Annotated in this window: 27 protein-coding genes; 19 read left to right on the top strand and 8 right to left on the bottom strand. The window is 51.0% G+C overall.

Annotation, left to right across the window (positions count from 1 at the left end):
• Window positions 1–217: 217 nt before the first annotated feature.
• Window positions 218–1,591 (top strand): MDR family MFS transporter, encoded by a 1,374-nt coding sequence (locus C162_RS10710; protein WP_036694292.1) that lies wholly within the window; start codon window positions 218–220, stop codon window positions 1,589–1,591.
• A gap of 119 nt (window positions 1,592–1,710) precedes the next feature.
• Here C162_RS10710 and C162_RS10705 read toward each other — a convergent pair whose 3' ends face one another.
• On the bottom strand, window positions 1,711–2,607 hold the full coding sequence (locus C162_RS10705) for a sulfurtransferase (RefSeq protein ID WP_036694291.1): 897 nt from the start codon (window positions 2,605–2,607) through the stop codon (window positions 1,711–1,713).
• A gap of 94 nt (window positions 2,608–2,701) precedes the next feature.
• Window positions 2,702–2,983, bottom strand: a complete 282-nt coding sequence (locus C162_RS10700; protein WP_036694290.1) for a hypothetical protein — start codon at window positions 2,981–2,983, stop codon at window positions 2,702–2,704.
• A 337-nt stretch (window positions 2,984–3,320) separates the two neighbouring features.
• Here C162_RS10700 and C162_RS10695 point away from each other — a divergent pair, with 337 nt between their 5' ends.
• Window positions 3,321–4,226, top strand: coding sequence for a phosphotransferase (locus C162_RS10695; protein WP_051493382.1), 906 nt, complete (start codon window positions 3,321–3,323; stop codon window positions 4,224–4,226).
• Window positions 4,227–4,270: 44 nt separating this feature from the next.
• Here the strand turns inward: C162_RS10695 and C162_RS10690 are convergent, their stop codons facing one another.
• Both C162_RS10690 and C162_RS10685 read right to left on the bottom strand, forming a co-directional pair.
• On the bottom strand, window positions 4,271–5,206 hold the full coding sequence (locus C162_RS10690; RefSeq protein WP_036694289.1) for an aminoglycoside phosphotransferase family protein: 936 nt from the start codon (window positions 5,204–5,206) through the stop codon (window positions 4,271–4,273).
• Between the two features lie 151 nt (window positions 5,207–5,357).
• Entirely contained in the window at window positions 5,358–5,729 is a 372-nt protein-coding gene (locus C162_RS10685) for a hypothetical protein (RefSeq protein ID WP_036694287.1), read from the bottom strand.
• Window positions 5,730–6,016: 287 nt separating this feature from the next.
• Between C162_RS10685 and C162_RS10680 the strand changes: the two genes are divergently transcribed.
• The 5 genes from C162_RS10680 to C162_RS10660 are packed head-to-tail and all read left to right on the top strand — an operon-like array spanning window position 6,017 to window position 9,548.
• Complete coding sequence (locus tag C162_RS10680) at window positions 6,017–6,991, top strand: ABC transporter ATP-binding protein (protein WP_036694538.1); 975 nt, start codon at window positions 6,017–6,019, stop codon at window positions 6,989–6,991.
• Window positions 6,984–7,730 (top strand): ABC transporter permease, encoded by a 747-nt coding sequence (locus C162_RS10675; RefSeq protein WP_036694285.1) that lies wholly within the window; start codon window positions 6,984–6,986, stop codon window positions 7,728–7,730. The genes C162_RS10680 and C162_RS10675 overlap by 8 nt, the downstream gene beginning before the upstream one ends.
• Window positions 7,730–8,113, top strand: coding sequence for a GntR family transcriptional regulator (locus tag C162_RS10670; RefSeq protein WP_036694284.1), 384 nt, complete (start codon window positions 7,730–7,732; stop codon window positions 8,111–8,113). The genes C162_RS10675 and C162_RS10670 overlap by 1 nt, the downstream gene beginning before the upstream one ends.
• Window positions 8,114–8,118: 5 nt before the next feature.
• Complete coding sequence (locus C162_RS10665; RefSeq protein ID WP_036694283.1) at window positions 8,119–8,820, top strand: ABC transporter ATP-binding protein; 702 nt, start codon at window positions 8,119–8,121, stop codon at window positions 8,818–8,820.
• Complete coding sequence (locus C162_RS10660; protein WP_036694282.1) at window positions 8,814–9,548, top strand: hypothetical protein; 735 nt, start codon at window positions 8,814–8,816, stop codon at window positions 9,546–9,548. Before C162_RS10665 ends, C162_RS10660 begins: the two co-directional genes overlap by 7 nt.
• Before the next feature lie 102 nt (window positions 9,549–9,650).
• On the opposite strand, the gene C162_RS10655 is transcribed toward C162_RS10660, so the two are convergent.
• Window positions 9,651–9,926 carry a PilZ domain-containing protein gene (locus C162_RS10655; RefSeq protein ID WP_235218399.1) on the bottom strand — a complete coding sequence of 92 codons (276 nt, stop codon included), beginning with the start codon at window positions 9,924–9,926 and terminating at the stop codon, window positions 9,651–9,653.
• 247 nt (window positions 9,927–10,173) lie between these two features.
• Here C162_RS10655 and C162_RS10650 point away from each other — a divergent pair, with 247 nt between their 5' ends.
• From C162_RS10650 to C162_RS10625, 7 genes are all read left to right on the top strand, one after another.
• Window positions 10,174–10,779: a pentapeptide repeat-containing protein gene (locus C162_RS10650; protein ID WP_036694279.1), complete on the top strand. Its 606-nt coding sequence runs from the start codon at window positions 10,174–10,176 to the stop codon at window positions 10,777–10,779.
• Window positions 10,780–10,965: 186 nt separating this feature from the next.
• Window positions 10,966–12,597 carry a sensor domain-containing diguanylate cyclase gene (locus C162_RS10645; protein WP_036694278.1) on the top strand — a complete coding sequence of 544 codons (1,632 nt, stop codon included), beginning with the start codon at window positions 10,966–10,968 and terminating at the stop codon, window positions 12,595–12,597.
• 659 nt (window positions 12,598–13,256) lie between these two features.
• Window positions 13,257–14,060, top strand: a complete 804-nt coding sequence (locus C162_RS10640; protein ID WP_036694277.1) for a glycoside hydrolase family 73 protein — start codon at window positions 13,257–13,259, stop codon at window positions 14,058–14,060.
• Window positions 14,061–14,065: 5 nt separating this feature from the next.
• On the top strand, window positions 14,066–14,347 hold the full coding sequence (locus C162_RS10635; protein ID WP_036694276.1) for a holin: 282 nt from the start codon (window positions 14,066–14,068) through the stop codon (window positions 14,345–14,347).
• A gap of 129 nt (window positions 14,348–14,476) precedes the next feature.
• Window positions 14,477–14,899, top strand: coding sequence for a hypothetical protein (locus C162_RS10630; RefSeq protein WP_036694275.1), 423 nt, complete (start codon window positions 14,477–14,479; stop codon window positions 14,897–14,899).
• A 154-nt stretch (window positions 14,900–15,053) separates the two neighbouring features.
• Window positions 15,054–15,188: a YjcZ family sporulation protein gene (locus C162_RS36880; protein WP_209873522.1), complete on the top strand. Its 135-nt coding sequence runs from the start codon at window positions 15,054–15,056 to the stop codon at window positions 15,186–15,188.
• Window positions 15,189–15,362: 174 nt separating this feature from the next.
• Window positions 15,363–15,614: a YjcQ family protein gene (locus C162_RS10625; protein ID WP_036694273.1), complete on the top strand. Its 252-nt coding sequence runs from the start codon at window positions 15,363–15,365 to the stop codon at window positions 15,612–15,614.
• A gap of 114 nt (window positions 15,615–15,728) precedes the next feature.
• On the opposite strand, the gene C162_RS10620 is transcribed toward C162_RS10625, so the two are convergent.
• Window positions 15,729–16,304 carry a hypothetical protein gene (locus tag C162_RS10620; protein WP_051493381.1) on the bottom strand — a complete coding sequence of 192 codons (576 nt, stop codon included), beginning with the start codon at window positions 16,302–16,304 and terminating at the stop codon, window positions 15,729–15,731.
• A gap of 269 nt (window positions 16,305–16,573) precedes the next feature.
• Here C162_RS10620 and C162_RS10615 point away from each other — a divergent pair, with 269 nt between their 5' ends.
• The 4 genes from C162_RS10615 (at window position 16,574) to coaD (ending at window position 18,389) form a co-directional block, all read left to right on the top strand.
• A complete protein-coding gene (locus C162_RS10615) occupies window positions 16,574–16,912 on the top strand; it encodes a hypothetical protein (protein ID WP_036694272.1) in 339 nt (112 codons plus the stop codon).
• 93 nt (window positions 16,913–17,005) lie between these two features.
• Window positions 17,006–17,194, top strand: coding sequence for a hypothetical protein (locus C162_RS35330; RefSeq protein WP_076154022.1), 189 nt, complete (start codon window positions 17,006–17,008; stop codon window positions 17,192–17,194).
• A gap of 84 nt (window positions 17,195–17,278) precedes the next feature.
• On the top strand, window positions 17,279–17,887 hold the full coding sequence (gene rsmD, locus C162_RS10610; protein WP_036694271.1) for a 16S rRNA (guanine(966)-N(2))-methyltransferase RsmD: 609 nt from the start codon (window positions 17,279–17,281) through the stop codon (window positions 17,885–17,887).
• A complete protein-coding gene (coaD, locus tag C162_RS10605; RefSeq protein ID WP_143804173.1) occupies window positions 17,871–18,389 on the top strand; it encodes a pantetheine-phosphate adenylyltransferase in 519 nt (172 codons plus the stop codon). The genes rsmD and coaD overlap by 17 nt, the downstream gene beginning before the upstream one ends.
• Here the strand turns inward: coaD and C162_RS10600 are convergent.
• Window positions 18,361–19,617 carry a nucleoside recognition domain-containing protein gene (locus C162_RS10600; protein WP_051493380.1) on the bottom strand — a complete coding sequence of 419 codons (1,257 nt, stop codon included), beginning with the start codon at window positions 19,615–19,617 and terminating at the stop codon, window positions 18,361–18,363. The genes coaD and C162_RS10600 overlap by 29 nt on opposite strands.
• Before the next feature lie 159 nt (window positions 19,618–19,776).
• Between C162_RS10600 and C162_RS10595 the strand changes: the two genes are divergently transcribed.
• On the top strand, window positions 19,777–20,817 hold the full coding sequence (locus tag C162_RS10595; protein ID WP_036694269.1) for a SepM family pheromone-processing serine protease: 1,041 nt from the start codon (window positions 19,777–19,779) through the stop codon (window positions 20,815–20,817).
• Here C162_RS10595 and C162_RS10590 read toward each other — a convergent pair.
• A partial coding sequence (locus tag C162_RS10590; RefSeq protein ID WP_036694268.1) for a nucleotidyltransferase family protein occupies window positions 20,807–21,087 on the bottom strand: 281 nt, incomplete at its 5' end. The genes C162_RS10595 and C162_RS10590 overlap by 11 nt on opposite strands.

The raw sequence follows: 21,087 nt of genomic DNA, 5'->3' as shown, positions 1-21,087 counted from the left end.
TCTGGAACAGCGCGTGCGAAAATGCCGAAAAAGGGCCGTGAGCAGCCTGCCTTCCGGCAACCTGTGGATGTGATCCAGCCTGTAAGAACAGATTGACAATCTGTTCTTTTAAATATATTGTAGATATATTAAGTCTTTGATTGGATTCTTATATTTTAATTAAAGACTTGAAATATCTTCAATGTATTTAAATAGACGGGAGACAGGTGGAGTAACCATGAAGAGTAAGCCCGGTATCATCGTTTCATCATTGGTAATTGCGAATTTTCTTGGCCAGTTGATGCAAACCATGCTGAATACGGCGTTGCCGAGAATGATGCAGGATTTAGGGATTAATGAAGGGAAGGCACAATGGCTGATTACAATATATTATCTGATTGCAGGCATAACCGTGCCTATTGCCGGATTTTTGATCGGAAGATTCACTACGAGAGGGTTATTCTTTACTTCGGCAGGCGCCTTTGCCGCTGGAACCCTTCTTGCTGGAGGCTCTTCTGACTTCGCGTTCATCCTGATAGGACGAATGATTCAAGGGATCGGCGCTGGGTTATTAATGCCGCTGTTTCAGACCACGATTTTAAGAGTCTACCCTAAGGAAAAAATAGGTTCAGCAATGGGTTTAATAGGACTCGTTATGGGGCTCGCTCCGGCACTAGGCCCGACACTGTCGGGCTTAGTTGTTCAGGAGCACTCGTGGCGTATCCTCTTTTATGGAATCCTGCCTATTGGTATTGCCAATTTACTGTTAGCTGCTTTCTGTTTAAAGAATGTGGGGGAGAGCCATAAGGAAAAGCTGGACCTGAGATCCATTCTGTACTCAACAATAGGGTTTGCTAGTCTGTTATATGGTGTGAATCTGGCTGGAGAGCAGGGAGCCTCCCTTATAATGGCAGGGATGGTTACGATAATTGGCATCTTGTTCATAACTCTATTCATTAGGCGGCAAATACAGTTGACGATCCCGCTGCTTGATTTCAACCTGTTCCGCAACCGGAGGTTCACAAGCGCTTCAATAATAGGAGTGCTGATGTTCATAGTCATGGTCGGTAGTGAGCTGCTGCTTCCGTTGTATGTACAGAATGTCAGGGGACTTACGCCTAGAGAGTCGGGTCTGATGCTGCTGCCGGGAGCACTGCTCATGGGACTGACTAGTGTATTTGCCGGCAGGTTATATGACCGCTATGGAATTCAGCTGATTCTCCGCGGTGGTTATATCCTCATAGCTGGGATTACCTTGCTCTTGCCGCTTATGATATCTATTCAATCTTCCATCCCGCTTTTCGCTATAGCGTATACCTTTCTTATGGTTGGAATTGGATGTATCATGACACCCGTTACTGCGTATACGATGGCTAGTGTACCTGTACAAATGATTACCCATGCTTCTCCAATGACCATTTCGATCCGCTCGTTAGCCAGTTCCCTCGGAGGCGTTTTTCTGATTGCAATCATGACTCTATCCAGGAATAACACTTCATTAGTCGGTATGGAGAACATACTGCTTGGCTTTCACATGGCATTTTGGAGCTTGACTGTAATTGCCGCCGCAGGTTTAATCCTTTCTTTCAATTTAAAGGGACAAAATTCATGATGCTAAATTATATTTAGCACTTTATATTATGTTATAAAGTAGAGTCAGGTACTCTGTAAGAACCATACATCGCATAACTCCAGCACAAAAAGCCCGCGTCCGACGCGGGCTCTTAAACGTTACTCTTCCTCAGTGGCAATAGGATTTGCCGAAAAGGATATCCAATCACTCCAGCTCCCCGCATACAGCCGCACATTATTGAATCCAGCCTTCTCCAGTGCCAGGATGTTCGGGCAGGCGGTTACGCCGGAGCCGCAGTAGACGATGATCTCCGCATCCTTGCTCAGTCCGGCGAAATGCTCCTGAAGCTCATCCGCGCTCCTCCAGCTGCCGTCTGCGTTCTGCGTGTCTTTCCAGAAGTAGTTGAGCGCGCCGGGGATATGGCCGGCCTTCTTATCAAGAGTCTCATTCTGGCCGTGATAGCGGTCATTGGCCCGGGAATCGATCAGCACGGGAAGAGTAGGTACGGTATCCGTAACGTTGACGTCATTCCCAGACTTAGCGCCAGCATTATTAACTGTCTTCTCCGACACCTCCCGCACCTCCTCAACTCCCGCCAGCATCTGAGGCTGAACATTAGCTGTAAAGGTACTAGGCACCCGCACCGGCTGGTGATCCGTCACCGGATATTTCCCCTCTTTCCACTGGCTGAAGCCGCCTTCCAGAATGTATACCTGCTCATGCCCCAGGTAACGCAGCAGCCACCACAGACGGGCGGCGTTCATGCCGTTCTCATCGTCGTAGGCGACAATGCGAGTATCATTGCCGATGCCGAGCTTCGAGAGCCTGGCGGCCAGCACCTGCGGGTCTGGCAGGGGATGGCGTCCGCCATGTTCGCCTACAGGAGCAGACAGATCCAATTCCAAATCGAGATAGACCGCGCCTGGAATATGCTCTTGTTCATAGCTGTCTCTGCCGGCCCCGGGCTTGTCCAGGGTGAACCGGCAGTCCACGATGGTCTGCTCCGGCTCATAGAGTCTGGCGAGCAGCCAGCGTTTGTTAACGGTTGCGTCCATATGTATCCCATCCTTTGCTTGTATCATTTGGATTATATTATAGCGGATAATCAGCCGCTCCGCATATTATCGAACTGGTGCAAGCATGGGCTTATCAGATCCGGAGTGATCGTGATAGTGAGCGGGCTGCTATCCTATACAGTTTTACCAGAAACAAAAAAAGCTCAGGACTCGCCTGAGCAATTGCGAACGTTGTTGTGAAATTCAGAGTTTCAGCTATCCCCTCCGGGCCGGAATCTGTGATACTGTAGGCATTGACAACAATTGGTTCGAGCCTTGCAGCGGTTGTATTGGTGATGCGAAGCTCGACAAACTGTGAGATTACTGTTCCAGTAGGTTCAAGCTTGGGCACTGCACCGATAGTATAAATTGGCATTTGCAAGTCCTCCTTTTCTCTTGATAATGCAATGTATGTAAATTTGATAGATTGTTTTGTATAATTGTCTTTCGTTAACTAAAAAAGGCGACTGGATCAGAGGATAGCGAACCGCCCCAATCCTAGTAGAGTTGACAGCGCAGTATCCGGATTCTACAATTGCTTCTGAACGTACAGGTGGAAACGGCTTTACAGTCCTTTTAGGGACGGCACCGTTTCAGCGAGAAATAGAAGGATAATTTATAACGTGAAACATATAAATTCTATATTTTAAGAGAGGGGGCATAAGCCTACGGAAGCTACATGGAGTCAGGCCTGGCCTGAATGGAAGGGTACGCTGTGCAAACGGAGCGGAGGCTGGAATAATACAACGTATTTTGTGGAGAGCGGGGAACGCCGAGCTGTGCTGCGCGTCTATGATACACATAGAGACAGGAATAAAATAGAGTTCGAGCATACTATCCTGCAGAAGCTAAACGCATTGAATCTTCCTTTTACAATACCTGTTCCGATTCTTACCGTTACGGGGGAGACGTTAGTACAATTGGAGGATGGCACAGATAAATTTGCCTGCCTGTTCAGGTATATTGAAGGAGAATCTCCCACCGAACAGGATTTTGGCTTCTATGATTCGCTCGGAGAGGCGGCAGGCACATTATCCGTTGCCCTGACTAAGGTGGAGACAGGGATAGCCCCAGTATACCGTCCATACTATGAGCTGCGGACCTCCTATCCGCTGTGCACCCGTGAAGCGCTACATGGTCTGGTGACGGACCCGCCTGAATCTCTGAAGGAGCTGCTGCCAGAGCTGACAGTATTAGTGGAGGCCTACGACAATGTGGCTGACTCGCTGGAACAGCTTCAGAGCCTGCCGCATCAGCTGGTGCACGGCGATCTGAATGCTTCCAACCTGCTGGTGGATGGAGCGGATACTACCCGGGTGACGGCACTGCTGGATTTTGAATTTTGCACCAGGGATGTAAGGGTTATGGATGCTGCAGTAATTCTGTCGGCCTTGCTCAGTCATGAGGAATCGGAGAAGGTCATTCGTGATTTCTGGAGGGGGTATAATCGCATAGTCTCGCTGACTCCCGAAGAACTGGCGGCTATTCCGGTGCTTATGCTCCTCCGTAAAATAGATGTGTTCCTGCATTTCGTCACCCGTTACTGGGAAGGGACCGATGAGGTGAATGTCCTGCAGCAGCAGGTGAGGGAGCTGGCGGCAGAGGTCTCTGCGATGTAGGAGGGAAGCTTGCGCTCCCTTCAAGCTTCCTCAAGCAAGCTTTCTTACAGGAAAAGCTGCTGATTATGTATTCTTTTCATAAGCTCTCTGCCAGACCGGACGACTTCGGGTTGATGATTGTGAGTACCCCAGCAGATATCGCCGAGGGCCATTTTGATGCAGCATATTTGTATTTCAGCAGACTGGTCCTTAAGCACTTCAGGTCCATACCCTGCGAAATAGGCATCTCTGACAGACGGATGATCTATGAAATATCTGGCGAACAGAATGGAGAAGTTGTCCACAGCCAGCCCCCACAACATATTCTCGAAGTCGATCATTCCCGTCAAAATCCCCTGGTCATTCACCAGCCAGTTGCCAGGCGTAGAGTCCCAGCTAATAGGCACAGGTGCGCTATGCCGGAGGATATGAACATTCTGAAGTGCCCAGTCTGTTAACCTTCGTTCATAGGCTTGCAGCAGCCCCTCATCAACACACTGAGAAGTTAAGTCCTGAATGGCAGCAGCAACATACTTCACCGGGTCAGCGTTGTGACTTAGCTCTATCGGGTTTCCGTATTGATCGGGGCGGCCGAACCAGCGGCCTGTCTGCGATAGGTGCAGATTTTTCGTTAATTCACCTGCCTTATAAAAAGCGGCTTCAGCAGCACTCGGGCTTAGTGCCGTCTCTCTCATAATGGACCCATCGATTGCAGTAATTAGTATAGCCTGCCAACCCTCCCCCTCGTAAGCAGCCATTAAATCAGGCACATACGACTTCAAGTGACCAACCCAATGACGGTATGCATAGACTTCCGGGTGCCATCTCTGTTTGCGGCTGTATGTTTTTATGTAATAACATTTAGAGTCCTGCTCGGCTTGCAGCTTCCAGACCCCGGTCCTTGCACTATTCTGTCTGTAATTCTCCAAGACTTGAAAGCTGCCAATGTCGGACTGTACCCGCCCGTACAACGCTGATGGATGGATATCCAGTGGATTCATGCTCTGCTGATCCTCCTTCATAATAAGTGTTAATCACTATTTTACAGTAATATCCTATCACAGGAAGTTCACTAATCCATAGATACAACAAGGCAGGGCACTCTCCGGCTGGGCGATACCAGAGGGTGCCCTGTTCAGTATGCGTATTCTGTTAGATTAAGCGGTAGCCTGCAGGAAGCTCCCCGCTGCTGCGGATACGGCGGATCTGATCCAGCGTCAGTCTCTGGTTGGTGGAGATGATCGACTCTACGTCATTGCCGGAGATGAAGTCATCCAGATCGCGGAGGCTGTGGTTGCCGCGAAGCACGCGGAAGCTGCCTCTGAAGCGGGTTCTGCTGAACAGAACGAGCGTAGCATTGCTGCTGGTCGAGAAGAAGCGGAGGCTTTCGATGCCATCCAGAATATTGTCCGTATTGCGGATACCGAGATTGCCTCTGTAGATTCTGCTTCTTCCCCGAAAGTTTTCTTCACTGTACACGGTCAGTCTTGGGAAAGTCTGCGAGATGTGCACCTCTTTATTCATGTGAACTCCTCCTTGAAGCGGTTTTGGCAAAAGCAGCATGATACTGCCATCTGCAATACTATTCTATGTATGCTGATAGAGACTGGTATGGTTAGAACCCCTGCACGGATAGCCTGTTTAAATACAGCTTCAGGAAATTTTTCACAAACCTGCTTTACAAAACGAAATCCCTAGTGTACTATTTAACTAACACACCGACACAACGTTGGAAAATACAGATGTTCCAGCTCAGCACCAACCCGTGGATTGAATATTCCACCTATACCGAACCGCACAAGGAGGCTGTCATGAATTCAACCGCTCTTAAGGCTCAGGGGCCGTCTGGCCCGGCGCAAGAACAAACCGTACTGGAAATGCAGGGCGTCAGTAAAGTGATTAAAGGTAAGGCGATTGTAGATAATCTAAGCTTCAAGATTCAGAAGGGAGAGATTGTCGGGCTGCTGGGACCGAACGGTGCCGGCAAAACGACCACCATCCGGATGATGACCGGACTGATCCGCATGAGCGGAGGGGATATTCTGATTCATGGACACAGCATCCGGAAGGAATTCAAGCAGGCGATCTCACAGATCGGGGCGATCATTGAGAATCCTGAGTTCTATCCGCATATGACCGGGTACGACAACCTGCTGCAATATTTACGCATGAGTGATGGAGCCGGGGTCTCGCGGATCAAGGAGGTTGTGGAGCTGGTGGGGCTGCAGGAGGCAATGAATAAGAAGGTTCGGGCTTACTCGCTCGGGATGCGCCAGCGTCTGGGGATCGCTCAGGCCTTGCTGCACTCACCGAAGCTGCTCATACTGGATGAACCGACCAACGGGCTGGACCCCGCCGGTATCCGTGAGATGCGCGACTACATGCGGAAAATAGCAGAGGTAGAGGGCATTGCCATTCTAATCTCCAGTCATATGCTGGCTGAGATTGAACAGATCTGCCACCGGGCGGTGGTTATTCAGAACGGTAAGCTTGTAACGGTGACACAGCTTACGGAAGCGCCGGAGGCGCGGAGCGAGGTAGCGCTTGCAATCCGGGTAGATAAGCTTGAAGCTGCTCGGACTGTGGCTGCAGCCTTGCAGGGCGTCAAGGTCACAGGAACGGATGAGGCCCGCTCCGAGCTGCATGTGCAGCTGCCGGATGGAGCCGTACCAGAGCTGGTGGCGGCACTTAGCGAAGCCAAGGTAGGGATTTACCGGATTACTGAGAACAGACAAAGTCTGGAAGAAGATTTCCTGAAATGGACAGGGGGCAACCGCATTGCGTAAATTTAATCTGCTTGTGCTGAATGAATGGCTCAAAATATCGAAGAAACGCAGCAATATCATTCCTTACGTCATTCTGCTGGTTCTGTCGCTGGCAGTGGGCTATATCACACGTACATTTGCTACGGATATCTATGCTTCAGCGGCGGATTTTACGGCGGATTCTCTTCAGCCCAGAGGCATTGGCCAGATTCTGGCCATTCTGGTCATCGTCGGAACAGCGGGGATTGTATCCAGAGAATACAGCCAGGGAACGATCAAATTTCTGCTGATCCGTGCCCGCAGCCGCACCGCAATCCTGGCTTCCAAATATGTAACTGTACTGCTGTATACACTTAGCATGCAAGTAGTTGCAGCGGTTGCGCTGTTCCTCACAGGCGCGGTCTTCTTCGGACTTAGCGGAGGTGACGCGGGAATAGGTGCGATCCTTGCTTCGCTGCTGTATTCAACTGTGTACTGTACCGTCTACGCCACAATCGGCTTCATGCTGGGGATTCTGACGAAGTCGACAGGCGTAACCATTGGGGCGACCATCTTCGCCACCACCATCGACAAGCTGGTCATTTCCCGCGAGTTCTACAAATATGTGCTGTTCCCTAATCTTAATCTCGCAGCCTACCAGGATGGCGGTGCTCCGATGCAAGGAATGACGCTGGGCTTCTCGGTTATCCTGCTGTGCATCTACATGACGCTGTTCCTGCTTGCAGGCTTCGCCGTCTTCAGACGCAGGGATGTTGCTTGATGGGGATCGAATTCGATAATAACCAGCCGATTTATCTCCAGATCATGAATTACATCAAGGGAGAGATTATCACCGGCAAGCTGAAGCCTGGAGATAAGATTCCTTCTGTCCGTGAATTGGCCGCTGAACTGCAGATTAATCCGAATACCGTACAAAGAACATTTCAGGAACTGGAGCGTGAGACCATCGTGGAGACCCGCCGCGGCATGGGCAGATATGTGACCGGAAGCGAAGAGACAATTATGACCGTTAAGAAGGAGATGGCACAGGATGTGCTGGACCGTTTTATCCGCGGCATGCAGGAGCTAGGCTTCCAGGGCGAAGATATTCTAACTGCAGTAGCAGAGAGCATTCATCAGCGGGACCAAGAACAGGGGGAGTAAGAAGAGTGGAGGATATACTTGACATTCAGAATGTGAGCAAACAGTTCGGGCCCAGACAGGCGCTGAACCAGGTTTCCTTCAAGCTGGGCAGCGGCACTATCACCGGTCTTCTGGGAAGCAACGGCAGCGGCAAAAGCACACTCATGAAGCTGATCTCAGGACTCGCCTGGCCCGGCTCGGGCCGGATCAGGGTCCTTGGCGTACCCGTGGGCGTAGAGAGTAAGAAGCTTGTCTCCTTCATGCCGGATGTGCCGGTCACAGAGTCATGGATGAATATTGGGGATGCGCTGAGATTCCAGCAGGATTTCTACCCGGATTTCGATCAGGCCAAGGCGCTGCGGATGCTGGATTTCATGAAGCTGCGTACAGCGGATAAGGTGCGGACGTTATCCAAAGGGATGAACGAACGCCTGCAGCTGACCTTAGCGCTCTCCCGCCGGGCCAGATTATATCTGCTGGATGAGCCGATTGGCGGCGTTGATCCGGTGGCGCGGACCAAAATTCTGAATGCGCTGATGGAGTTCTATGAAGAGGACAGCAGTATTCTGCTCTCTACGCATCTGGTGACGGATATTGAACGGATCTTTGATGAGGTGATTTTCCTGAAGGATGGGGAGATTGTACTGCATCGTCCGGTGGAGGAGCTTAGACAAGAGCAAGGGAAAAGTGTAGATGAGCTGTTCAGAGAGGTGTTTGCCGAATGCTGAAGCTATTAAAATACGATCTTAAACGCCGCAAAGAACGCATTCTCGTCTTCATTGTCATTGCGTTGCTCGCTCAGGCCGGGCTGTGGATCTTCAGTGCAAAAATGGACGTGGACTTGGTCACCCTGAATCTGGCTGTTTACTGTATACTGGCCATCGCGATGATAATTATAGCGGTCACCGGATATTTCCGTAATCTTAAATCCTATCAGCGGCGGCTTTTGCCGGTTACTGCGCAACAAACGGTCCTGTCTCCCATGCTGCTGGCGCTGCTGCTGATCGGGGTGGTCATCCTTTTGGGTCTAGGCCATCTGGGGATTTATAAGCTGCTGTACACGATGGATTTTCTGCCCGGCAATCTGGTGACGGTTGGCTTCCGGGTATTGCTTCAATCGGTCTGGTCTATCTTTTTTTTAATGTTGATGGTGATGTTCTCCTTTACCGTTGCCTACAGTCTGCGCATGAAAGGGAGAGTCTGGGTTGGCATTGCCCTTGTGACCCTACTGCAGAACGGAATAGGTTATCTGGAGAAGGTGCTCTTTGACACTTATTTCATTGGTTTAGATAGTCCTTTTAACTTCAAAATATACCCTGTAAGACCCCAGTCCGGCAGTGATTTCACAATAAAATATCTTCCGATAAATCAAGGGGCACTGCTGTTTGAAGTGGCGATGGTGTGCCTGATGATCTATGGAATGGTTGCACTGGTGAAGAGAAGAATAGAAGTATAGGAGAAGGGTAACAGAGGGATAGAACATTGTTCGTATTTCACGCAAGCAAGGCTCCTAATCAGCCTTGCTTGCGTTTGTGTGCATCGATAAGGGGAGGATTGGCTACAAGCCTTGTGCGCTTCTTCCGCTGGTCCAGAGCTCCAGCTCCCGCAGCAGCTGTTCTTCCTCGTCTTCCTGCAGGTCCAGCCTTACCCCGTACTGGTATTGTCCCAGACCGAACATCCAGCCCCAGCGGACACTGCCTTCGTACTGTAGCTTCTCTTCCGCCAGCTGAAAATGAATAATCAGCTTCGTATCCCCTGCGGTGAAGCGGAGGTTCAGCGAGGTGCGGACCTTGCAGCCGGAGCGGCTAAGGTCAAGCAGGATACCTTCAGTCAATTTTCCCGCTCCCGGTCCCGAATTACTGGCGGGAATTTCAAGCCAGCAATCGATGGGCTGGTTCATTACATATCGGAATGGTTCTTTTCTGCTGGAGTCATCCATTATTTACCTCCGCGATTTTATTTGCTATTATATCGAATTGGTTCCACTTGAACAATCTCCTAAAGTAGTATAGTAAAGATTAATATAATATCTGTTATACCATACCTTTGCTCCAATACCCAGATAAAGAGGTGCTTAGACCATGTATCAGTATCATAACGAAACGTTTAATGAGCATAATTTCGATTACGCGGCTCTGCAGGATGGAGAAATAAACGGCTGTACCTTTGAGCGCTGCACCTTCCGGGGAGCTTCCATGGAAGAGATGACCTCCAGCGGCTGCCGGTTTGTAGATTGTGATTTCACCGGTGCCCTGCTGAATGCTTCGCTGCACAGGGAGGGTGCGTTCACCAACTGCAAGTTTACCGGAGCGAATCTGTTCGTGGCGAAGTTCGAGAACTGCAAGATGGTGGGATCGGATTTCGCCAATGCTTATATGGACGGAATTACATTGACCGGAGGAGACTGGGCCTATACGAATCTGCGCCATCTGAATCTCAGCAAGCAGGATCTGCGGGGCATCCGGTTCACCGAGGCTGACATGCAGGGCTGCGATTTGCAAAAGGCGGATCTGCGCGGGGCGGATTTAAGCCGGGTTCAGCTTGCCCAGTGTAAGCTTGCAGGGGCAGATCTGCGTGACGCCAAGCTGGAAGGGATTGACCTGAAGAGCCTTGACCTCAAAGGTGTGCGGCTGGATGTGGAGCAGGCTGTGCTGCTGGCCCGCTCTATGGGAGCGAAGGTAGGTTAACGCGTAAGGGCTAAATGGTTAGAGCTTATAAGCATAATGAAGAAAAAACGGCCGTGTGCCGGAAGCCGTATTATATTTCTGCCGGACTCTTCCGATAAAGAAATATCGACCCTTTTCGACATGTTGCTGCAAGATATCTTCAGTGGTCGGAATCATGAACAAGGTCATCGGAAGAGGAGAGTATACATGTCATTAAGTCTTCGCACTTTATTTTCAACAGCATTTGCGGTTATTATCATACTGCTCACGGCTATGCTCAGCTATGTGATCGGCAACCGCTCCACCACTTCTGTGGAAGTCGGTATCGGCAGCTCCCTGGCCGCAGAGGCCAATCAAATGTCTGAGAAGCTTGATCATTTCATGTGGTCACGTTCCGGTGAGATAGAAGTTTTGAGTAAGCTGAATGCTTTTCAAGAGCCCGTGGAACCGGCAGAAGCCGGCGGATTGCTGAATCAGCTGAAGAAGAGTCTGCCTGTATTCACCTGGGTGGGCTTTCTGGATATGACAGGGAATGTGGTAGCTTCCACAGATCGGATTCTACAAGGGACGAATATCAGCCAGAGGCCGGTCTTTCAGCAGGCGCTCAAAGGAACCTTCATCGGGGATGTCCACGATGCGGTGCTGCTCTCTAAGCTGCTGCCTAACCCTACGGGGGAAGCCCTGCAGTTTGTTGATGTGAGCGTTCCGGTGATGGATAAGCAAGGACAAACAAGCGGCGTGCTGGCGGCACATCTTAGCTGGGAGTGGTCACGCGAGGTCGAGGCCTCCATAGTGAATCCGCTCAAGGAACGGCTTAAGGGCGTGGAGGTGTTCGTGGTCAGCAAGAAAGATGACACTATTCTGCTGGGACCCGAAGCCTTCACTGGTAAAAGAATGACGGATGCGGTCCTGCAGCAGGCCCGCAGCGGCAAGAGCTCTTACGTAATTGAACAGGAGCGGGGCCGTGACTCCTATTTAACGGGATACGCCTACGGTGATGGTTACATGAACTACCCGGGACTTGGCTGGACGGTAATCATCCGTCAGCCGGCAGACATCGCTTTTGCCTCGGTTCATCAGCTTGAACGCTTCATATTGATCAGCGGTCTGCTTACCGCAGCAGTCTTCGCACTAATCGGCTGGCTGCTGGCCGGATGGATCAGCCGTCCGCTGAGGGATATCACCCGTACAGCCGACCTGCTCAGCTCCGGCGCCGATGTGGAGATCCCGGCCTCTACCCGTTTCAAGGATGTGGCGATTCTGTCGGCCTCGCTGCGGAGCCTGGTGAACAACCTGACCAAGACAGAGACCAAGCTGAGCTATATGTCGGACATGGCGCTGCATGATAAGCTTACCGGCTTGCCCAACCGGGCAGCGCTGGATGAGTTTCTCACCCATGCGGTCAGTAAGGCCAAGCAGAAACGGACGACACTAAGCTTTTTGTACATGGATCTGGACGGCTTCAAAAAAGTGAACGACAGCTTTGGCCATGCGGTTGGAGATGCTCTGCTGCAGGAGGTTGCCTTCCGGCTGATGGATTGTACGCGGGACAATGAGATCGTTGCCCGGTTGGGCGGGGATGAATTCGTGATTATTCTGAATACCTCAGCGGCCAAACCGATGAAGGAAGCGGAGGTGGTGGCTTCGCGGATTATCAGCAAGATCAACCAGCCGATTGTGATCAAAGGCGAGGAGCTTCATGTAGGCTGCAGCGTAGGTGCTGCTGTATGGACTCCGGACGGCGGAGATACCACCCTGACCCTGCGGCTCGCAGATGAAGCGCTATATATCTCCAAGCGGAGCGGGAAGAACCGGATCACCTTCGAGGCGGCATCTTAGGATCAGCAATCACAAGCAGACAGTAACAACTAACAACCTTTTATCAGCAGGACAGGGGGCTCCTCTTGTGCCGGATAAAAGGTTGTTTGACGTTATCTCGCTACTGTCAGCGTAACCGCTTACGTGGATTGGACCATCTTTTTATCCACAGGAATCCTTCGTCATCCCGGAAAAACTTAATGCCTATCCAGCTCAGTGGTGTCCAAATTTCCTTGAAATAATATGAAGGCATAGTAAATTAGTCCCTCCGATATAGTTAATTATTACTAGTTTAAGCCAGGATAGAAGATTTAACAATACATTTTATTACATATTAATCCCATATTCTGCGTTCGCTCAGTTTTTTTGGGACTACAGGCATATGATGAAGAGGAATTGAAGCTGGGCATGTGCGTAAGAAAGGAGGGCTATTGATGAATGGAGGTCTGAGAACGTCAACGGCTACCATACTGGTATTGTTTATTTTGCTGATTATTATCCTTAGCGTATTTTAGCGGAAGGGGATCTAGGGGGTTATTGAAACAGTGCCGGGGCATCCGCTCCGGCACTGTTTGCATACGTATAAGCCGCAGCTCGCTTCCATATACATCATAACAGGGATAAGCACAGGCAGTTTGGCAGGGCGGCGCATTTAATATAGTAGGAAAGGAAGTGATGCAATGACAAGCTCCGAATTTATCACCCGGATCGCTTCCTTCGCTATAGCCGATATGCAGAGCAGCCATATCGCAGCTTCGCTGACGATTGCCCAGGCGGCGCTGGAATCCGGCTGGGGAACGAGCGGCTTGACGCAGAAGGCCAATAATCTGTTCGGCATCAAGGGCAGCGGGCCTGCGGGCACCCTGCCGTTCCTGACAACGGAATACAGGAACGGCCAAGCTGTACAGGTAACTGCTCCATTCCGTTCGTATAATAACTGGGGAGAATCTATAGCGGATCATTCCGCGCTGATTACCGGGGGAGTCTCCTGGAACCCCAAACTGTACAGCAAGGCCATTGGAGTAGACGGCCAAACAGCTGCCCGCGAGATTGCTGCTGCAGGCTATGCAACGGACCCGGATTATGCAGCCAAGCTGATACAGATTATGAATTCATATAACCTGTATCAATATGACGAGCTGAAGGAGGATGAAGAGATGTCCGCTGAAGATAAACAAAAAATTGCGGCGCTGGAAACCGAGCTGCGGGAGCTGAAGGAGCTGCTGGCAGGACTGTCTGTCAGCAGAGATACACTGAAGACCGGCGTTCAAGAGCAAGGCCAGTCCATTAAAGGTGTAGCGGAGCGGCTGGCTGTCATTGAGGGTCGTACAGTGATGAATGTGCCAGCCTGGGCTGAGCCCGCAGTACAGGCAGCGTCAGCAGCCGGTCTGCTGGATACGCCATCCGGCGGCAGCTATGACTTTTACCGGATGCTGACCGTATTGAACCGCGCCGGTCTGCTGGTTACCAGCAAGGGGGCGTAGCCGTTATGTACAATGATGCACTTAATAGTGTACTAGCTTTTGCATCCGTATTGGCGGTATTCGTCATGGCGCTGGTGCAGCTCGTTAAGAACAGCGTGAACCTTCCGCGCAATGTGGTTCCTGCGGTGGGGCTGGTCATCGGCCTGCTGGTAGGAGCGGCTGCGTACCCTTTTACAGATATGAATCTCATTCTTCGTCTATGGGCAGGAGGCTTGGCCGGATTATCGGCAACGGGACTATTTGAACTGGCGTTCAATAAGCGGAGTGGAACTACCAAAGGAGAGTAGGACAGTACCGGCTACGTGAGAGAACATAAACTGAGAGATAATAAAATAGGGTGCAAGGAATGGTAATTACATCCAATCAACTTGGTAGGAACGCAAATATACTAATAAAGAAGAAAGGAGGTGCTTGATATGGGAACTTATGTTGATGGAAGAACCTCACAGAATGCCAGTACTGCCAACTCTATTGCAATTCCAATTCTAGTAATTAATACTCCGCAGCTGTTCGGACAAATTGGCCTGATTACGGCTGGAGTAGGCACGAATCCACGTGTACTTCTGAAAGGAACAGTTTCGGTTTCGCTCCCTCTTGCACTGGTTGGCATCACTGTAACCATCGTTAGAGGAACGCTGGCTACGGACCCTGTCGTGTATTCCGCTACTTCCACTTTCAGCCTTAGTGTTCTGGCTCCGCAGGTGATCACCTTCTCTGCAGATGATTTCCTCCCGACGATTACTCCGCAGTTAACCTATACTGCGTTTATCAGCTCGAATCTTTTGGGTACAATTCGTGTGGGTCCGGAGAGCTTCGACGGCATTCTGGTGTCTGATTAATCAATGGGCTGTGGGACATCCTGCTCTGCTCTAACGTCCGGGCGGGCAGGATGCCCTTGTACATACGCCCCAAATTATGTCCTTTTCGCCCAATCTGATAAGGCCGCTTGCTCATATGCTATTCTGTAGTCAACATTATGAAGGAGGTAATCTCATGGGTGCAGATTGCGGATACGGTGGCAATGTAGGCGGCGTGAATACTTGTGGAGTAAGTCCTTGGACATCGACAGGCGCGATTCTGGTTCTTTATATCCTGCTCGTTATTATTCTGAGTGCCTGCTTCTACTAGGAGATCCAATCAGTCAGCGCGGTCCCGGTAATCCGGGGCTGCTCTTTTTGCGGTGCTGGATGGACAAGCCTTGCTGCCTGACGGTAAAATTAATTCGCCTTGCCCTGACAGGATGTGCGATAATAGAAGTCATTGTCTTCAGGGCAATCAGTGCTGGCATGAAAGAGGTGTACGATGGAAGAGAAGGAAAAGATATATGCCATCCTTAAGCGGATTGAAGCGGAACAGCCGGTTAATCAGGAGGTAATGCAACTGGAAGCCGAAGCCTTCGCCGATATTATGGAGGAGCTCATCGACAGCCGGATGGTGGAGAATGTTAAGATCTCCAGAGCAGGCAGCGGGATTGTGACGGTTAGAACCACTGATATTAAATTGACCCGGCGTGGTCATGATTTTATTTTATTGAAGGAGTCCGGCCGAATTTGATCGGAATGTAGATGTCATTTACCCGGCACTGAAAGAGGCCGGGCTATTTTTTTTGACTAGGGTCCCGCTTGATTATATATAAAGGGAGGTCCCATGCCGGAGACATAAGGAGTGCTACTTGGTTGTAATCTCTGACAACGCCTTGTCCATCTGCGTTTCATTCGACTGTACGGCTTCGCTGTCCACAGCATCAACTCCGCGGAAGACATTCTTGGTGTTCTGATAAAAGTCAAAGGCAAACTTCTTAATAGCTTCACCATCAGGGTGATTGCGCTCGACAACAGTAGCCTTGAACAGATTGGTCAGCATGTATCCGGCATCCTCGCTATGTGCGAGATAATTTCCGGCGGTGTACTCCTCCACGATCTGGGATTCGAAATCCTTAAGCTCCACAGCCGACGGAGTGTACGATTTCGCCAAAACTTCTGCAGCATCTGCTTTTTGTGTGGGCTCCGTATCCGTAGTCGCGATTTGCTGGATCGCAGATTCCCAGTTCACTGACCCCTTCCCGGTGGAGGGTTCAGTTACAGGCGCAGGGGTTGACTGGACTGCTGTCGGCTGCGCTGCCCCGGTGGGAGTTGGGGCGGCTTGATTAGCCGGAGCGTTGCAGCCTGCGGTCAGTCCAATGACACCGCCGAATACGATCACTAGGGCGAGGGACGATATCTTTTTATACAAGGGCTTCTTCATAGCGGTTCCTCCTGAATCTATCTGATATCCATATACTATATATGTAACCTTGTCCGGGTAGATTGAATTAATATGTATGTAAAATGAAGCGGAAACTGGAAAATCGCTGACGTCAAGGCAGCCGAAAACTGCGGGCGGTATTCCGGAAATTCAGCCTCCTGGAAGCTTGTGTTCAAGATCAATAAGGTCAAATGACAAGCTGAAATGAAGTAGAATAATACATTTGATTCTGGTACAATCTATATATTAAGTTTGAAGGAGCGGAGCACATGGATAGTGATTTGGTACAATTATTGCGGTCTGTTATTCGGGAAGAGTTAGTTTCCGTTAAGGATGATATGTCCTCCGTTAAGGATGATATGTCCTCAGTTAAGGATGACATGTCCTCAGTTAAGGAAGAATTAGTCACTGTCAACGAGCGTTTGGATCGAATAGAGACAGAGCAGCAGAACATGAAGCAAGATCAGGAGCAGATTAAACGTGCTGTGCTGGAAACAAACGAGCGCCTCATCAACGTTGAGTCTTTATTGGAGAATCAGCACAGAATTATCGAACTTCTCTCAGCGCGCTCCATTGAGCAGGAAGCCAAGCTGAAGCGGATTATCTAAGTATATACACAGCAAGCCCCCGCACCTTGATTTCAAGGCGGGGGCTTTTATGCATAGAACAAAAATCGAGGCTCCCTTTCGGGAGCCTCTTTCATGGGAGAGGAGAAACCGGACGAAGAGCTTATGGGGAAACGTAAGCCTGCTCCGCGGTTGTCTACGACATTTTGTGATGTCGATAGTTACAGGATGACCCGTTTACGGGAGTTTTATACATTTGCTTACGAATATTCTTCAGCTCCGCATTGTGACAAACTCGGACAATCTTTTTATTTCATGGAATAATTGTGGTACTATAGGCTTGGACTTATGCCCTGAAATGGCATAGTAATGTAGAGACATAAAAGCTAAAAAGCAGGTGGATGATCGGTGAGAGTCATATCGGGAAGTGCAAAAGGCAGGCCGCTTAAAAGTGTTCCAGGCAATGGCACACGGCCTACTACCGATAAAGTGAAGGAAGCGTTATTCAGTATGATCGGGCCTTATTTTGAAGGGGGTACAGTGCTTGATCTGTATGCGGGTACTGGAGGCCTGGGGATCGAAGCCCTTAGCAGAGGGATGGAAGCCGCAGTGTTTGTGGACATGGAGCAGAAGGCGATTGACACGGTGCGCGCAAATCTGAAGGCGGCCCGGCTGGAGGCACAGGCTGAGGTCTACCGCAATGATGCGGGAAGAGCGCTTGGGGCACTTCAGAAGCGGGGGAAAGTATTTGATCTTGTTTTTCTGGACCCGCCTTACCGTATGAAGCATGGAGACGAGCTGATGGTTACGCTGGCGGACAAGCTGCTGTTGAATCCGGATGCAGTGATCGTGCTGGAGCATGAGTCGGGATATAGCTATCCGGAGGACATACCGGGGTTCGTGAGAACAAAGCAATCCGTCTATGGAGAGGTTACAATCTCTATCTTCCGGTATGAGGCTGCTCTTCCAGAGGGTGCCGCAAGAGGCAAGGAGGTTAATGATGAGTCTGCAAATTAGAAAAGAACGTGTCGCCATCTATCCGGGAACCTTCGATCCGGTTACGCTGGGACATATGGACATTATTCAACGGGCCGCCAAGCAGTTCGACAGGCTGATTGTAGCGGTACTGAACAACCTGAGCAAGAATCCGTTGTTCACGGTCGAGGAACGGACAGAGCTTCTGCGTCAGGCGACAGCCGATATACCGAATGTTGAAGTGGACAGTTTCCGTGATCTTCTGGTTAACTATGTGAGGCAAAAGGATGCGCAGGTTATTGTCCGGGGAATCCGGACCGTTACCGATTTTGAATATGAGCTGCAGAATGCTTCTATTAATCATAATCTTGATCCTGAAGCGGAAACTATATTTATGATGACCAATCCGAGATACTCCTATCTTAGCTCCAGTGTGGTGAAGGAGATTGCCCACTTCGGCGGGAAGGTCTCGGATTTTGTAACCCCTGAGGTGGAGCAGGCTATGAAGCTGAAGTTCAGCCGGATGGACGGCGGTTCGAAGTGAACAGCTTCACGGCAGCAGACAGCAACAGCAGAAGCGTAACAAGCAGGGTCTGAAGTCCCAAGATCTGAGGGGACAGAGTCCATATATTCAGCGCAAGGCCCGCTTGCGGCAGGGCAGCTGGGGGAGAACCCGCAAGAACCGGCAGCACCGCAGACTGAATATGGAGCAGCGGTGTCCACAGCAGGATTGTTAACACAAAGGCAATTAGTCCATGCACCAGCCTGACTGCGGTGAACGGGAGGAAGCGGACATTAGCCGCCTTCAGCACAGTCAGTGCCTGGAGCTGGGCGCAGATGCCGCTCCAGGCCAGTCCGGCGGACAGCAGTGCCGGGCCAAGAAGACCGCCTATAACGAAGCCTTCGGGACCTGCTGTAGCTGAAGTCATTGACCGGGCTCCGAGATGAATCTCAAGCATGCTTGCTGTAACCAGAGCCGGCAGCTGAGGGAATAGCCGGGTAACAATACTTACGACAACTGCGAACATGATCATATAGCCGCCTACAATCATCAGGTTCTGTACGGCGGAGGATACGGACTCACCGAGCACCTTGCCGAAGCCCCGTCCGTCCCTTGAACGGGCATCCGCTGCTGCCTGATGGATACGCCGGGGCAAAGATGCTTTTTTGGTGTGGGGGGTGCCGCCGGTAAGGCTGGGATCACTTTCTTGCTGAATAGATGAGGTTATCCTGCGGGAGCCATTGAAGCCGGCGGATAGAATACCTGCGGCTAACCCTGACAGCCAGTGGATGACAAGCAGGGCATACCCGGCGGCAGGACTGTGCAGGAAGGCTGTTCCGACCACAATAAGCAGCGTGACTGGACTGGCATAATGTACGATAGCCGCCAGGCGTCCGGCCTCCTTGTCCGTAATGTCCCCTTGCTTGTGCAACTGCATCACTCCTCCGGCTCCGGCCGGGAAGCCGGCTGTAAGGCCGAGTACCAGCGTCCATCCGCCCGCCCCGGGAAGCCGGAAGCACCGCTTCATCAGCGGCTCAAGCAGGACGCCGATACCGTGCACGAAGCCAGATGCGCTCAGCATCTCTGAGAGGATCAGGAAGGGCAGCAGCGCAGGAAAGACCAGGGTCCACCAGAGCGTAAGTCCCGCAAGTGAAGCCTTGAATGAGGCTTCGGGTGCTAGGACTATTGCTATAGCGAGCAGAATGGCTGCAGCCCCGGGTATAAATGGAGCTGAACCCGACAGGAAGCGTCTGAATCTAAAGTTTATCATTAGAGTTATCCCCTCTTCATAGCTTAGGACATGGGCAGATCTTGTTATCAATTTATGCAGGGGAGACAACCATCATGCCACAGCCGGAGTGAAGCTCCAGGGGATGGTACCACATTCTAAGTGCCGGGGCACATTCCGCAGGAAAGAAGGGGAAGAGACTTGAGGCAGTATAAACGCCGGGTAGGCCTCCGCGCTTCAGCCTATTTATTTTCATTCGTGGTCATTCTCTATGTTGTGGTCTTTATGAACACGCCTTATATTGTATACCAGCCGGGAAGTGCCTCCGAGGTGGCACCGATGATCAAGGTTGAGAATGCCGATCCGCAGGAGCAGGGGACCTTCATGATGACTACGGTCTCTGCAAGCTATGCGAATGTGGCTCTACTAATCGCTTCTGTGTTCAACTCGAATGCCGAGGTAGTATCGAAAGAGACCCGCTTGCAAGATAAGACGGAGCAGGAATATGCGGCGGAGCAGGTATTCTATATGAATAGTTCACAATCCTACGCCGTGCAGGCAGCTTATCATGCGGCAGGTGTACCCTATGCGGATGTCGTGGATTATCTGTATGTGTTCTCCGTACCTGAGGCTGCGAATCAGGACCGGTTCAAGCCCGGGGACAAGATCATCAGTGTAGGCGGGCAAAAGGCAGCCGATCCGGCCGCTCTGTCCAAATTGCTGTCTGTTCATCAAATTGGGGATACTGTGGAGGTATTACTCCTGCGCGACGGCAAAGAGATCAAGGAGCAGGTCAAGCTGGTGGGGGTCAAGGATAAAGAAGCTGCGGCTGCACGGCCGGGATTCGGAGTCGTTATTGGTGCGGTTCAAAAGGTGGAGCCTAAGGAAGAAGGCAAAGCCGTCAGTTTCGTGGATACTAACGTGGGCGGACCCTCTGCCGGACTGATGTTCACCATGGAAATCTACAACCGGCTTACGCCGGGAGATCTCACCAAGGGCCGGAAGGTGGCAGGTACGGGTACGATAGATGCGGAGGGGAACGTGGGGCCAATCGGCGGCGTGAAGCATAAGATTGTAGCAGCCGACCGCAAGGGCGCGGAGATCTTCTTCGTTCCGCTCAAGAACTATGATGAAGCCAAGGCAAAGGCGGAGCAAATCGGCACGAATATGAAGCTGATTCCTGTCTCAACGCTATCCGATGCCTTGAAATACATGGAGGAGCTGCCGGTCATCAAATCCTGACCGGCGGCTCGAGATAATCACTGTACAGATCGCTGCGCCGCGGGTCGGCATAAGCCCCGGCGAACACAGCGGCCGCCTGGAGGTCCCGCTCCAGCATGGAATGGGTGTAGCGGGCAGGGCTTGTAATCACCGGAAGCGCCGCTGTCTGCTTCATCTGCTTCAGCAGCTCCCGGCCGCTCTCGCGGAACCCGAGAACCCTTATGTAGCCGGGACCCTGAGAGAGAACGGAGGGGGACATCTCTGCTTTGCTGTGGTTCAGCAGGGTGTGGA

Source organism: Paenibacillus sp. FSL R7-269, from assembly GCF_000517865.1.
Classification (GTDB): Bacteria; Bacillota; Bacilli; order Paenibacillales; family Paenibacillaceae; genus Paenibacillus_AQ.
This window is presented reverse-complemented; position numbering and strand designations above follow the sequence as displayed.

Coding starts and splice junctions, on each gene's coding strand:
- C162_RS10645 (WP_036694278.1), top strand. CDS start 10,966: ATGTCATTAAGTCTTCGCACTTTATTTTCAACAGCATTTGCGGTTATT.
- C162_RS35330 (WP_076154022.1), top strand. CDS start 17,006: ATGGGAGAGGAGAAACCGGACGAAGAGCTTATGGGGAAACGTAAGCCT.
- C162_RS10680 (WP_036694538.1), top strand. CDS start 6,017: ATGAATTCAACCGCTCTTAAGGCTCAGGGGCCGTCTGGCCCGGCGCAA.
- C162_RS10635 (WP_036694276.1), top strand. CDS start 14,066: ATGTACAATGATGCACTTAATAGTGTACTAGCTTTTGCATCCGTATTG.
- C162_RS10710 (WP_036694292.1), top strand. CDS start 218: ATGAAGAGTAAGCCCGGTATCATCGTTTCATCATTGGTAATTGCGAAT.
- C162_RS10650 (WP_036694279.1), top strand. CDS start 10,174: ATGTATCAGTATCATAACGAAACGTTTAATGAGCATAATTTCGATTAC.
- C162_RS36880 (WP_209873522.1), top strand. CDS start 15,054: ATGGGTGCAGATTGCGGATACGGTGGCAATGTAGGCGGCGTGAATACT.
- C162_RS10625 (WP_036694273.1), top strand. CDS start 15,363: ATGGAAGAGAAGGAAAAGATATATGCCATCCTTAAGCGGATTGAAGCG.
- C162_RS10705 (WP_036694291.1), bottom strand. CDS start 2,607: ATGGACGCAACCGTTAACAAACGCTGGCTGCTCGCCAGACTCTATGAG.
- C162_RS10640 (WP_036694277.1), top strand. CDS start 13,257: ATGACAAGCTCCGAATTTATCACCCGGATCGCTTCCTTCGCTATAGCC.
- C162_RS10615 (WP_036694272.1), top strand. CDS start 16,574: ATGGATAGTGATTTGGTACAATTATTGCGGTCTGTTATTCGGGAAGAG.
- C162_RS10690 (WP_036694289.1), bottom strand. CDS start 5,206: ATGAATCCACTGGATATCCATCCATCAGCGTTGTACGGGCGGGTACAG.
- C162_RS10630 (WP_036694275.1), top strand. CDS start 14,477: ATGGGAACTTATGTTGATGGAAGAACCTCACAGAATGCCAGTACTGCC.
- C162_RS10600 (WP_051493380.1), bottom strand. CDS start 19,617: ATGATAAACTTTAGATTCAGACGCTTCCTGTCGGGTTCAGCTCCATTT.
- C162_RS10700 (WP_036694290.1), bottom strand. CDS start 2,983: ATGCCAATTTATACTATCGGTGCAGTGCCCAAGCTTGAACCTACTGGA.
- C162_RS10620 (WP_051493381.1), bottom strand. CDS start 16,304: ATGAAGAAGCCCTTGTATAAAAAGATATCGTCCCTCGCCCTAGTGATC.
- C162_RS10660 (WP_036694282.1), top strand. CDS start 8,814: ATGCTGAAGCTATTAAAATACGATCTTAAACGCCGCAAAGAACGCATT.
- C162_RS10685 (WP_036694287.1), bottom strand. CDS start 5,729: ATGAATAAAGAGGTGCACATCTCGCAGACTTTCCCAAGACTGACCGTG.
- coaD (WP_143804173.1), top strand. CDS start 17,871: ATGAGTCTGCAAATTAGAAAAGAACGTGTCGCCATCTATCCGGGAACC.
- C162_RS10670 (WP_036694284.1), top strand. CDS start 7,730: ATGGGGATCGAATTCGATAATAACCAGCCGATTTATCTCCAGATCATG.